8 protein-coding genes are annotated in these 13,833 nt (G+C 43.4%); 3 read left to right on the top strand and 5 right to left on the bottom strand.

Annotated features, from left to right (window positions below; all coding sequences use genetic code 11):
- Positions 1 to 338 precede the first annotated feature (338 nt).
- Complete coding sequence (locus DWZ67_RS07525) at positions 339 to 962, top strand: HU family DNA-binding protein (RefSeq protein ID WP_016272489.1); 624 nt, start codon at positions 339 to 341, stop codon at positions 960 to 962.
- A gap of 148 nt (positions 963 to 1,110) precedes the next feature.
- On the opposite strand, the gene DWZ67_RS07530 is transcribed toward DWZ67_RS07525, so the two are convergent.
- The 5 genes from DWZ67_RS07530 to DWZ67_RS07550 form a co-directional block, all read right to left on the bottom strand.
- Positions 1,111 to 1,419 (bottom strand): nucleotidyltransferase domain-containing protein, encoded by a 309-nt coding sequence (locus DWZ67_RS07530; protein ID WP_005824948.1) that lies wholly within the window; start codon positions 1,417 to 1,419, stop codon positions 1,111 to 1,113.
- A 3-nt stretch (positions 1,420 to 1,422) separates the two neighbouring features.
- On the bottom strand, positions 1,423 to 1,863 hold the full coding sequence (locus DWZ67_RS07535; protein ID WP_120138484.1) for a nucleotidyltransferase substrate binding protein: 441 nt from the start codon (positions 1,861 to 1,863) through the stop codon (positions 1,423 to 1,425).
- A gap of 106 nt (positions 1,864 to 1,969) precedes the next feature.
- Entirely contained in the window at positions 1,970 to 3,484 is a 1,515-nt protein-coding gene (locus DWZ67_RS20255) for a hypothetical protein (protein ID WP_207888807.1), read from the bottom strand.
- A gap of 229 nt (positions 3,485 to 3,713) precedes the next feature.
- On the bottom strand, positions 3,714 to 5,399 hold the full coding sequence (locus DWZ67_RS07545; RefSeq protein WP_117866046.1) for a RagB/SusD family nutrient uptake outer membrane protein: 1,686 nt from the start codon (positions 5,397 to 5,399) through the stop codon (positions 3,714 to 3,716).
- 22 nt (positions 5,400 to 5,421) lie between these two features.
- Positions 5,422 to 8,817: a SusC/RagA family TonB-linked outer membrane protein gene (locus tag DWZ67_RS07550; RefSeq protein WP_120138486.1), complete on the bottom strand. Its 3,396-nt coding sequence runs from the start codon at positions 8,815 to 8,817 to the stop codon at positions 5,422 to 5,424.
- 403 nt (positions 8,818 to 9,220) lie between these two features.
- On the opposite strand from DWZ67_RS07550, the gene DWZ67_RS07555 reads away from it, so the two are divergent.
- Both DWZ67_RS07555 and DWZ67_RS07560 read left to right on the top strand, forming a co-directional pair.
- The gene (locus tag DWZ67_RS07555; RefSeq protein WP_120138488.1) at positions 9,221 to 10,069 is read left to right on the top strand and encodes a hypothetical protein; all 849 of its coding nucleotides are present in this window, start codon (positions 9,221 to 9,223) and stop codon (positions 10,067 to 10,069) included.
- A gap of 414 nt (positions 10,070 to 10,483) precedes the next feature.
- Positions 10,484 to 13,825 carry a SusC/RagA family TonB-linked outer membrane protein gene (locus DWZ67_RS07560; protein ID WP_120138490.1) on the top strand — a complete coding sequence of 1,114 codons (3,342 nt, stop codon included), beginning with the start codon at positions 10,484 to 10,486 and terminating at the stop codon, positions 13,823 to 13,825.
- Positions 13,826 to 13,833: the final 8 nt, after the last annotated feature.

Genomic DNA, 13,833 nt, shown 5'->3' on the forward strand with positions numbered 1-13,833 from the left:
ACGCCGGGAAAGGGGTGAATACAAGCTTTTCAAGGATTATTTTCCGATTGGCTTCTTTTTTGGGGTGGAATGTCTATATGTTTCTTTTATAAAAGGTGTTCGTTTCTTTGCTTATCCCCATAGTTTTGTCTACTTTTACACCAGAGTTTATGAACAGTCCACTAAAGTGGTCTTTCTTGTTCATATTAGTGAACGGAGCAGCTCACTACAGTGAACGGTTCTGCTCACGGGCTGGGCTGTGATATAACCTTTGTACTTCAACAGACTGCGTACGTACTTCGCACGTGTTCCGTGCAGTGCTTTATCGTATAATGTAACCCTTTAACGCAGTTTGAACTATGGCTATTTTGTTTGATTGGTACGAGAATCCGGACTCGTACGACAAATCTCCGGAAGATAAAATCCTTCATCCCCGTCTCCGCCTGAATGGGAGCAGGTCTACCGATGAATTGCGGCGGGACATCCAGGCACGTTGCTCATTGACAGAAACCGATGTGACGGCTGTGCTCGATGCTGTGTCGCACGTCATGGGCAGGGAACTTGCCGAAGGAAGGCAGGTGCATCTCGACGGCATCGGCTACTTTCGCGTGTCGCTCACCACGACCGAACCGGTAGTGGCTGCTACCAAGCGTAAGTTGACGAAGGTGAAGATGGCGGGTGTGAAATTTCGTGCCGACCAGAAACTGAAAAATGAAATTGGTACCATCAAGGCAAAGGCTTTGAAGGCAAACGAGCATTCGGCTAAACTGACGGATAAAGAGATAGACCGTCGGCTGACCAACTATTTCGCCACTCGCCCTTTTATGACACGGAATGACTTTCAAAGCGTTTGCGGCATGATGCGTACTACTGCCATGCGGCATATCCGTCGGCTGCGCACCGAAGGAAAGTTGAAGAATGAGGGAACAATGCTGCAACCGATTTATGTACCCGTTTCAGGATATTACGGTAAGAATGAGTGACTTATAACTTTGAACGAAGAAATCTTGTGGTGAGGGCAAATTTTGCCCTCACTTTTTAAATTTGCTCTCACCCACCTCTTGAATGCCGATGAATAGGGCGATGCGTGCGAAAGGTGAGGGTGGTGAGGGTGGATGTGTGAAATTTAGTTTAGTTTGATGGGCGGCTGAATATGGGTATTCCCATACGGTGTATATGTTCCAAAAGGTCGGCATTCTTTAATTTGCCATAGATGGAAAGGTCTACGCTGTAAGGCAAAAGCAGGTCGTCTATTTCATCGGAAAGGCTGCTTAAAGTATTATACGTAAGTCTGTCTCCCATCAGCGTGATGTCTATGTCGGAAAAAGGCTTGAAATTTCCTTTGGCTCGTGAGCCGTACAAAACAGCCTGCTCTATTTCTTCATGTTTCCGGAAGAGATTGCATAGCTTTTCCAGTTCATTGTCGGTCAATCCGTACATAGCTCAATCGAATAAGGATGGTGTATTCAAGGATTGCATTTTCTCTTCAAATCTGCAGAATAGGGGGAAATAGAAGTTTGTGATGTTTTCACAGATTTCAGAGACTACATCGTTGTCATAATTGTGCGATGTCAGATTTCGGGCTTCTATAGTCTCCATCCATTGCTTGTCATCAATCAATCCCATTTCAAGGGCTTTGCGTATGGCATCACGGGAGCCGCGGATGTCGGTATACCCCTGATACTCGGCATAGTCCTTCATCACTTTCCAAGCCAGTTCGTGGGTATATTCAAAACGCTGTATCATGCCTTCCTGCAATAATTCGTCCACTCCATCGTTGAACGCTAATTGTTCGGACATGATTGCCATGGCTTGGCTTAATTTGGCTAAAGCCTTGCGGTAGTTGGAAAAACGCTGTATCCATCGTATGTCTTGCTGTACCATGATAGCTGTTTGTTTTTTAGGTAAGCAAATATAAGCTTCTTTTGTGTAACGAGCAAATGGACGGGTGCTTTTTCGCTTGTGAGGGCGATATGTTATAGTATTATCATTAATGAACGATTGGGAACATTTCACTGACTTCATACCAGTCCCCACAAGGTGATTGATATGCAACTTTAATCTCTACTTCATTATCCCATACTTCAAAAGAGTTGTAAGAAATACATGTCCATGATTGCCCTTGTATGCAAATTTCAGAGACGTTTGTCGAGGACCAAGTAAAATTAGTAGCCCAATTTGGATATCCCATTAAACTTACAGTGATATTTGCATTGACAGCATCGATTTGGTCTGGAACTAAATTCCCTTTTTCAAAAGAGGCATTTGGATTGAAAAGTCTGAGATAGCTTTCTTTTTCTATTGTGAATCCAGAGGGTAAGACTATAGTTGCGTATAATCTAGGCATTGTTATAGTAGAACTAATATTTTTGCAAGTATAAACATCTCCTATGTAGTTTTGTGGGTTTGTCCCTCCGGTAGTACTCCATTGTACACTCGAACCGGGAGGTTGGTCTTTTATGCTGAAACTTTTACTGTTGTTGTAGCAGATGTTTTTGTCGCCTATAATATCAGGGAATACAGCGTCTATCGTTATAGGCATTGAACTGTAATATCGTTCAGTACTGTTTTTATAGTTGTATGATACGTAAACTTGGCCATTCCCTGCTTTTATAGGGTTTAATTTAACTGAGTATCCATTTTTATTTTGTATACATTTTATGTATTCATTGTCTGTCCATTGTATGTTTGAAAGATTGGAAGAGAGACTAAGCGTATAAGTATATGTGTTGTACTGTTTCAGTAATGTGCTTCCGGAGATTTGTGGAGCAATCATGTCGCTCAATTTACTACTTCCCCTCCTAACTACGAAATACGTTCTGGCACCTATTGCATTTATAAAGAAATCGGAGATTTCTACCCCAATATTACTCTCTTTAGATGACTGGATCGATTTTAAATCTATTTGGAATTTACTTTGTGTTACAGATGCACTTTGAGATACTTCGGAAAATAACTCTTTATCGTAAGTCCACTTTATGTATGTATCTTTATTTAGTGGGTAATTACACCATAATGTGATTGTATCTCCTAATTCAAATGTTGAGGGGGCATTGATTGACATAGGTTTCATTCTAACATTAATGTCTCTTAAATCTACAGTGAGTTCGATGGTGCTGTTGTTTGGACGTATCATTAGTACTGCGCTACTTTCTGGCTGAGTCCATAATACGTCAAATGAGTACTGACTGGTCCCTTTGGGGATACTTTTAGTGTATTCGTTTCCATATCTATTCGTCGATGGGTCTTTAATTTTGGCTCCTCCTCCAACCGCGGATATCTTTATTCCGATAGGATTGCTTTGTTTATTGAAACTTAATGTATATCTATATGTTCCGTCGCCTACATATGGACTCTTTTCGCCGGAAATGGTTCCTCCAATGTAACTTGTGCGAGTCGTTACTTCAGAATTTATGTCTTCATTTGATAATATGCATTGGTCTTCCTTATTGCAACTATTGCAAATAATGAACACTATTATAAGGGATATATGTTTATTAATCATGGTGTTGTATGTAGAATTAGATTGTTGATAATGTAATAACAAAGTACATGTCTTCAAATCATAGGAGAACAAATCTCCCCCCCGCAAATATATTAATCATTTGAGCGGGAAACTATTTTTTTCGGTAAAAAACAACGTCTGCCCAATCGAGGCAGACGTTGCACTCTTTTTCAAATCCAAATAAAAAGAGCTTTCCGATTCGCTTATCGGAATTATTATGGGAATAGCATTACCAACCCGGATTCTGCTTCATGTTTTTATTCAGAGTCAACTGTGTTGTTGGAATCGGGTAGAGATACTGTCTGGCTTCATAGGTGCGAATTTGGGCGTCAGAAGCATCGATGTAGCCATTTTTTGTAGCTTCTTCACAGTTTGGAACATTGCTTACATTAGCTCCCAGCATGATGTTCGGGTACTTTGTAGAGTCCAACTTGTCGAGCTGGTGCCAGCGGATTAAATCCCAATATCGGTACCAGTTATCCATAATCAGTTCGCAACGGCGGCAGCGGCGTATCTCCCAAATCAGATTGCTTACTCCCATATTGTTGGCGGGATCGGCATCTGGTGTGGTTGTCATAGCTGGCAGGCCAGCCCGTTTTTGCAGCAGATTTATGGTATTGTCGAGGTCACTTTGCGTCAAGGAACCCATTTCGGCTTTAGCTTCTGCAAAATTCAAATAAATGACTGAAATCCAATAGAGCGGGCAGTCTGTATATTGGTAGCCGATGTTATTTCGGTCGCTGACACTTAATTCTTCGGGGTTATCATATTTGGCGATGCCATAACCGGTTGATGTGGTGAAGGCTGCTACACCGGCACGGCTGTAGGCATGCCCTCTGAAAGAAAGCACTGGGTCTAGAATTTCAGACAGACGTTTGTCTCGTACGGACAGAAGTTCTCTTATAGAGTAATTTCCGTCTGTATCCAATACGGCTGCATCATTTGTGTTCTCTGAAGTTGTTGCCAAAGGCTTGCCGTCAAGGAAAAGGAAGCTGTCGAATGCATCCTTTGAAATTCCGTGCGTGCCACTTGTATTGACTGTGAAGTCAATAGTGGAGTGTCTTAACGAGCTTTGTGCGTAAGGCTTGTAGAAAATCATTTCCGGATTGCTTGCCAGACTGACGGAATTGTAGTTGGCTTTGTAGCTGTCACTTAGAGAGTAATTCTTTGCCATAAGATATTCGCAGGCTGATACGCACTCTTTCAAGTATTTGTTGGCACGGCTCTCATCAGCGGCTTTGCCGTTTTCGGCTTGAGTCCGATATTTGCAGTACGTACCTTCATATAATGTGATGTCTGCCTTCATGGCGTATGCCATGTCGCTACTGAAACGTTGGCGATTGCTGTTGGCCGTAATGTGCTGGCATGCATAATCAAGGTCGGCCAGTACATTGTCCATTACTTCGTCCCGGTCGGTGCGTGCTCCGTAGAGGGCTTCACTATCAGATGGGTCGATGACTTTGTCAATCCACTGTACATCACCGTACATGCGGACCAGTTGATAGTATTCCCACGCGCGGTTCATTCGTGCAAGACCTTCATAGTGACCCTTTGTTGCTTCATCGAGGGAGGAGGACTGTACACCGGCAATGATGTAGTTGGCACGCCGGATTTCTGTAAAAGGGTCTGACCATTCCGGAGCAGAGGCGACTACGTTGGTGTTAGTCCAATTATGGCTTTCTGCATCCACCTGGTCATCGCTTAAGGTTTTGAAGTAGAACCATCCTCCAGTACTTCCGTGACCGTAACCAGAGAAGTTGTTATAGAAAGTATTACACTGATTATCCAGATTGTCAGTGTTGCTCCAGTAGGTCGGAGTATTTGTGAAAGTATCCAAGGGGGATTTGTCCAGCAAATCGTTGCAACTAGTTAGCATTGCCAACGCTGTGACCCCATATATAAATAATTTCTTCATTGTTCTTAAGTTTTTGAGGTTGTTATAATGTTACCTGAACGCCAAATGAGAATGTACGTGTAATAGGAGCGATGCGTCCCCATCCACCGGCTGTAAGCCCGTTACCCGTACTGATTTCGGGATCTACCGGCAAATCATTTCCTTTATGGAGCAGGAAGAGGTTGCTGCCGCTGAAGTAGATACGTGCTTTCTCGATATAGGCTTTGCGTGTCCATTCTTTCGGGAATGTATATCCTATGGTTACGTTCTTTAAGCGGAGATAAGACATGTCCGTCAAATAACGGGATTGAGGATAATAGTTATTGCGGCCTTTAGCTATACCGGATACAGTGCCTGATTCATTGTTTGTACCGCGGAAGAGGCGTGGGTAACGGTTGCCTTGGTTTATCTCGTAGCCGGTTATAGCGGTATAATCAGAATTCCACAGTGTCTTGTTGTAACTTGTTTGGTGGGAGTAGACGGCCACGTCGGCGTGTACCATGGCAGGAAGATTTAGGGAAGAAGTTGTCCAGTCCTCACGTTTGCCTACACCCTGGAAGTAGAGGTCGAGGTCAATGCCTTTCCATGCTCCACCTAAATGGAAGCTATATTCATAGCGTGGCATGGAGTTTCCTATGACTTTCAAGTCGCCGTGGTCGTCTGCAGTGCCTTTCCCACCGTCAATCTTGCCATTGCCGTCCAAATCCTTGAACTTGATGTCGCCCGGGCCGTAATGGAAGTTACCCAATTCCAGCCCTGACTGGTCTGCAATGCCGTTTGTATAGTTCCATGAGCCGTCTGCATTTTGGCTGGTGAAGTCTTTTTCCTCGAAGTAACGGTCGGTTTCAAAACCGAAGATGTCACCGTAAGTCTTGCCGGTATAATAGGAACTGAGCAGTTTGGAGTCATTGTCCCACTTCGTTACTTTTGTTTTGGAATCGCCGATGTTGAAGTTGGCATACACATCGAAGTCGCCGAAGGTGTGACGCCAATTCAGGTTTAGTTCCCATCCCCGGGTACGCAAGGTGCCGGCGTTTTCGTATGGAGCGGTAGCACCCAGTGTGTTTGGCAATACTTGTGCTGGTGCCAACATGTCGCGGTTCTCGCGTTGGAACCAGTCGAAGCCTATGGTCAGTTCGTCATTCAGGAGGCCCAGGTCGAGACCTATATTGAGAGTACGGATACGTTCCCAAGTTAAGGTGCTTGATACCAGGTCTGGCATGTTATACATGGTTAGGAGATTAGCGTTGGCATTATTGTTTTCAATCCAATAGATATAACCGGTATCTTTATCGTTTAACCGTTGGCTTATTAGCTGTTCGAACATGTAGTCGCCTACAGCCTCGTTGCCGATTTCGCCAAAAGAAGCACGCAACTTACCATTGCTGACAATATGTTTCAGTGGGGCGAAGTAGGCTTCTTCGGAGAAACGGTAGCCGATGGATGCAGAAGGGAAGAAGGCCCACTGGTCGGTATGGGGGAAACGGGAAGAGCCGTCGTAACGTCCGTTCAGTTCCAACAGATAGATACCCTTGTAGTCATAATTAATACGGCCGAAATAACCGGCGGAAGCGCGGGAAGTATGATTCCAACTCAAATCTTGTCCGTCTTTGCCGGCCATATTCAGTTCGGGATATCCTTCCTGGTCGTACATTACTTTACGTATCCCATATAGGTATTTGTATTCATCTTCTTCCGCATTGACTCCTACCATTACGTTCAGATTGTGTTTTTTTGCAAATGTTTTGGCGTAGTTTGCATATGCATTAACTGTCCATGTGTTTTTCTTAGAAAAGTCTCTCCAGATATCACTACTGTTTTTACTAACGATGTAAGAGGGTACTGGTTTCCCACTCCAGTTGATACCATAGATGGAATTGTCCTGTGAGCCACTGTTCATGTTCTGAATAGTGTATGTGAAGTCTGCATTGAGGGTCAGCCCTTTTATGATTTCAGCTTTCAAGAAAGCGTTCATACGAGTCAAGTCAGTTGTTACTTCACGGTCGGCTGCTTGTTTCTGCATCGCCATGACGCGTGTGTCATAACCGTCGATAGTGCCTGAAGGAATGAAGTAAGAGCCCCAACGCCACAAATATTGGTAGGTGTTGGCATATGTGTCTGGGCGTTTATAGTTTCTGCGGCTATAGTTGAAGCGCGTGCCGACTTGCAGCCAGTCGTAGACGTTGGTCGTGATATTGACTGAGGCATTGTATTTTTTCAGCTCGTCGGGATGAATTTTCATCTGTCCTTGCTTTTCATTGTAGCCGAAAGACAGATAGTAATTGGTTTTGCCGGATGTTCCCTGGATTGATATATTGTGACTCATGGAAGGAGCGGCCTTGTTGAAATAGATGTCTTGTACATCCCAATCTGCATAATAGAAAGGGGTGCCATCCAATACAATGTAGTCACCTACGTTGCTGTCGCTCTGGTAGAGGTTCATGGGGCGATAACCTGTCTTGCCACCGTTCTGTTGCTGCCACTTTTCGGCATAAGGCAGCAGTTTATCGAAATACATACCAAAGAGCTCGGGCATACCGGCACCACCGTTCATACTAGCTTCAATGCCCATCTTCAATTGTGTAGGAACATCGGGATAGTCAGGCAAGTAGGTGGCTTGGTCCCATGCGAAGTTGTTGTTGTAATTAATAGTAACTTTTTCGGTAGGCTTTGCGCTCTTGGTATTAATCAAAATCACTCCGAAAGCGGCACGTGTACCATAAATGGAGGAAGCGGAAGCGTCCTTCAGTACGGAAATACTTTCGATGTCTTGCGTATCGAGGAAAGAAATGTCATCCATCGGAACGCCGTCCACTACAATGAGTGGATTGCTGACTTCTCCATTACTCAATGTCCCCAAACCACGTATACGCATGGAGGCTGTCTCGTCGATGGCACCACTTGTGGTGAGAATGCTTAGCCCCGGAACAGCCCCTTGCAATGCTTTGGCTACATCTTGTTGTGGACGACCTGCCATTGTCTTGTTTAAGTCCACTGTAGAAACTGCTCCTGTCAAGTTAGCCTTCTTTTGTACACCGTAGCCTACTACTACTACTTCATCCAGCATCTCGGTATCTTCTTTCAGAGTTATTCTCATCGTTTTGGCTGCCTTCACTTCTTGTGTCTGATAGCCCACAAATGATATTTTTAGTGTTGCTCCCGGTGTTACGGTCAATGTAAACTTACCGTCTAGGTCGGTAATTCCGCCGTTGGTAGTCCCTTTTTCTACTACGCTGGCACCGATAATCGGTTCGCCGGCTGCATCGACAACTAAACCGCTGATGGTGATAGCTTGTAATTGTTCTGTTACGCCAAGCGATTTATCAGGATTGGCTTGTGCAGCCATCACGTTGCCGCTACTTAATAACAGTGAGCTGATTGCCACTGCTGTGAGGAGTTTGCTATGTGTTAGTCCTCGTTTTTTGTGATCTTCATTCATAAATGATTGATGATTTGTTGTTAATTAAATACTTCTTAAATTTAGGGTAAGGGTAATAAGGGCCGAATAGTGAGACTATTCAACTTGCAGGATTGTTTCTTTTTCCATAGGCATTTTCTCTTTTTAAAGGTTTATAACTTTATATTATCTCTTGTTTTCCTATTTGTTTGCCAAGTCCAGACGGAACTTGGAATTCAGCCAGATAGTATCTTATTGTTAGTCTGTTATCGTCTTGTTTTGACTAAAACACGGTTGCGTTGGAAAAGTGGGAATACTTTGTCGGATGATTGAAGACATGAGCAAAAGGGAGATGTATGGCCAGCAAAATGATTTTTTCTTGAAATAGCCTTGGAAAGATTAAAAAAAGCTATATATTTGTATTCAATTCTAAAACTAACTACCTATGAAACTAATTGCAGAAAGTGGTTCTACGAGAACAGAATGGGCGCTGGTTGAAGATAATCGTCTGATACAGCAAGCCTTCACAGAGGGCTTAAATCCTTTCTTTCAAACGAGAAGAGAGATTAGCCGAAGTGTGCGGTTAGGATTACCCGAGCATTTTTTCAAAAGGAAATTGGAACAAGTCTATTATTATGGTGCCGGATGTACTTCTTATGAAAAGAAAAATGTATTGGGAGCTTCATTGGTAGCACAATTCAAAACTCCAATTCAGGTAGAGAGTGATTTGCTGGCAGCTGCACGTGGCTTGTTCAAATGCGAGGCCGGCATTGCTTGTATTTTGGGAACCGGCTCAAACTCATGTTTTTATGATGGGAAAATCGTTGTAAAGAATGTCCGGGCAGGAGGTTACATCCTGGGGGATGAGGGTAGTGGTGCTGTATTGGGCAAAATGTTTTTGTCTGATGTACTGAAAGGTTTGGCTCCTAAAGATGTAACGGCGGATTTCTTTGAGAAGTTCCGTATAAGCCCGAATGAGGTTATGGAATCTGTGTATAACCGCCCGTTCCCCAATCGCTTTTTGTCTACTATATCTTATTTTTTGGCAGATTATACCAATGATGACTATGTATTTGAGCTGATTACCGGTAATCTGAGAAATTTCTTTACTCGTAATGTCTGCCAATATGACTACAAAAATTATCCTATTCGTTTTGTGGGTTCATTGGCTTACAGCTACGCGACCATTTTGCGGGAAGTTGCCCGTGAATTTGGCATCGAACTGGAAATCATTGAAGAAACACCAATGAATGGCCTGATTGAATTCCATTCTTTAAATATAGAAGAACCTTAAATTCTTTATATAATAAGGTGTATAACCTCCTTTTTGCAAATGTATAAATATAAAGTTAAATAAATGCAAAGGAATGTTCTTGATATTAAATAATAATGTATCTTTGTTAGGACGAAATGAATGAATCATTTCTCACCTTTGTTAATAACGAGTTTTTTATCTCTTAAAACAACCAATAGAGTTAAGTAATTAACAAGATTTTAACCTTGTATAATATATAACTAAGTTCCGTCTGGACTTGGTAAATAAATAGAAAAAAAGAGAGATAATATAAAAGTTATGAACCTTTAAATAAAGAAAATGCCTATGAGAAATTAAAGAAATCTTCGGAAATGGTCTGACAATTCCGAACTATATGATTCCCTTACCCTAATTTTGAAAAACTGGTTTAATTAACAAAATCATCAATCACTTATGAATGAAGATCGCAAAAAACGAGGACTTGCCAATGGTAAGTTCTTTACGGCGGTGGCAATCTGTGCTCTGTTTTTAGGCAGTGGCAACGTGATGGCTGCCCAAACAGCATCCAACGACTCGCAAGGAGTACAAGAACAGATGCAATCTATCTCTGTGACTGTAACAGTGGTAGATACAAAAGGTGAACCTATTATTGGTGCCAATGTCATTGAGAAAGGCACGACCAATGGTGGTATTACGGATTTGGATGGAGTTTCCAAACTAAATGTAAAGCCCGGTGCTATTCTGCAAGTATCTTTTGTGGGATATACTACTCAAGAAGTCAAGGCAACTTCGGTAATGAAAGTTGTTTTGAAAGATGATACGGAATTGTTGGATGAAGTTGTCGTGGTAGGTTATGGTGCACAGAAAAAGGTGAACCTGACCGGTGCGGTGGCTTCCGTGGATGTGAACAAAACAATTGATAGCCGTCCTATCACGGATATAGGCCGTGCCTTGCAGGGAGCTGTGCCGGGATTGACCATCACTACTAACTCCGGTGAGATAGGTGGTGCGCCTACTATCAAGATTCGTGGTAGTATCGGTTCTCCAAACGGCGACTCCAAACCCTTGATTCTGGTAGATAATGTGGAAGTAACGGATATTTCTATGGTGAATCCGGACGATATTGAAAGTATTTCTGTATTGAAGGATGCCGCTTCTGCTTCTATTTACGGTGCCCGTGGTGCATTTGGTGTATTGCTGATTACCACAAAATCAAGAAGTAAACATGAACGTCTCTCTGTAAAATATACCAATAACTTTGCATGGCGTACGCCGACCAAGACACCCGAACAACTTCCGGGATGGCAGCAGGCTGATATTAACTTGCAAGGTGTAATCAATCAGACTAAGGGGTCTACCGCATTTTATAACGTAGTGGGTAATATGCGTGTGGATGCTACACATGTACAGAAAATGAAGGATTACTGGGACAAATATGGTTATGGTGACCAGTTTGGCCGTGAGATGGAATTGGGTCGTGACTTTGAGTTCCGCGATGGCGGTATGTTCTTTATCCGTACTTGGGACTGGTATGATGAATACATCAAGGACTGGGCTCCGCAACAGAACCATAGCCTTTCTATCAACGGTGGCAACGGAAAGACTAATTACAATATCGCTTTGGGTTATCTGAGCCAGGATGGTATGATGAAAGTCAATTCAGACAACTATAAACGTTACAATGCCAATATCTCTTTGAACTCTGAATTGAACAAATATGTGTCTATCCGTACAGGTGTCATGTTCACCCGTTCTGACTACGATAAGCCATTCAATTATAACGCTGATCTTTACGACCCGATGTACTATCTGTATCGTTGGCAACCGATGATGCCTTACGGTACTTTTGAAGGCAAGGAGTTCCGTAACGCCTTGACTGAACAGAAAAGTGCTCCTACTACAACCAAAGAACGTGAATATCTCCGTTTGACGGGTGGCGCAACTATCAAGCCTATCAAAGATTTAACACTGGATATAGATGTTGCTTATAGCAGCGTGGAAAATCGCTATAAGAAGTATGGTACACCGAGCTTGACCAGTGGCTATGAAATCTTCACTGCCCGTCCGTCTGTTGAGGCATTACGTGATTCTTATGGCAGTTATCTATCTGCTGCTACTTATGATTATGTATATCAGGAAACCGGACGCACGGAGAATCTGACAGCCAACTTCGTGGCAACTTATGCCAAACGCTGGGGAGATCATGATTTTAAGGCGATGGCAGGTTCCAGCCTTGAAAAGAGCGAATATGAATATTACTGGGCACAACGCAAAGGTCTGCTCGATCCCGCAAAACCGGAATTGAATCTGGCTACAGGTGACCAGACTACAAGCTCCTCGCATACCTGGTGGTCTGTAGCAGGCTTCTTCGGACGTCTTAATTATTCTTACAAAGACCGATATATGTTGGAGTTGAACGGCCGTTATGACGGCTCCTCCCGTTTTCCTTCGGGCAACCGCTTCGGTTTCTTCCCCTCTATGTCTGCAGGCTACCGGGTTTCAGAGGAACCTTTCATGCAGTCGTTGAAACCTTATTTGAGCACTTTGAAGGTTCGTGGCTCTTGGGGTATGATCGGTAACCAGGATGTAGGTACCGACCGTTATATCTCCACTCTGTCCACTTCTGTTGACAGTTGGATTATCGATGGAAAGAAAGTACAGTCAACACAAAAACCGACTATTGTGTCTTCAACCCTTACTTGGGAGAAGGTTACTACACTTGACCTTGGCTTGGATGCCCGTTTCTTCAATGATGCTTTGGGAGTAACGTTTGATTGGTATAACCGTACTACCAGTGATATTTTGACTACTGCCAACCTGCCTGCTACATTGGGTGCTGACGCTCCATATGAAAATATGGGTACTATCCAGACCAAAGGGTGGGAACTTGCCATTGACTATCGCCACACCTTCAAGAATGGTCTGCACTTTGGCGTGACGGCTTCTGTAGCCGATGACAGAACTGAAGTAACCAAGTGGACGTATAATACAAAGATTCCTTCTTATGGAGCTACCGGCTGGTGGGATAAGGGTGCTTATAAAGAAGGTATGGTTTTGGGTGATATCTGGGGCTTGCAGTTCGACCGTTTTCTGACGGAAGATGACTTTAATGCTGACGGTTCTTTGAAAGCCGGTTTGCCCGACCAGACCAAGGTATTCCCTGCCGGTTATCAATTTGCTCCCGGTGATGTACTTTATAAAGACCTCGACAACAACGGTGAAATCGTAAAACAGACAAATACAAATGAAGTGGGCGACCTTAGTGTTATTGGTAACGCCCTGCCGCGTTTGCAGTTTGGTCTGAATCTGGATGCTGCTTGGAAAGGCTTTGATATAAGCATGTTCTTCCAGGGGGTAGCCAAGAGGAAACTTTGGGCAGCAGGTAACCAGGTATTGCCGGGCTTTACTACCGGTGAACCCTTCTACAAAGGAGCTGAAGATTATTGGACTCCCGAAAACACAGATGCTTTCTATCCCCGTCCGATGGATTACAGGCAGTCTGCTTCGGGTAACTATAGCGTGAATGACCGCTATTTGCTGAATATGGCTTATCTGCGTCTGAAGACATTTACTGTGGGCTATTCTCTTCCTAAGGTTTGGTTAAGTAAATTCAAGGTGCAAGGCTTGCGTGTTTATTTCACCGGTGAAAACCTTTTCACCATCGACGGTGTGAAGCCTGCTATCGATCCGGAAATCGGTATACGTACTGCTGGTACAAGGAGCGACCAGCGTAACTTTGGCCGTAGCTATCCATATCAGAAGACAGTGTCGTTCGGTATTCAGCTTAGTTTATAATCTAATAG

This window comes from Bacteroides sp. AF34-31BH (assembly GCF_003602795.1).
Classification (GTDB): Bacteria; Bacteroidota; Bacteroidia; order Bacteroidales; family Bacteroidaceae; genus Bacteroides; species Bacteroides uniformis.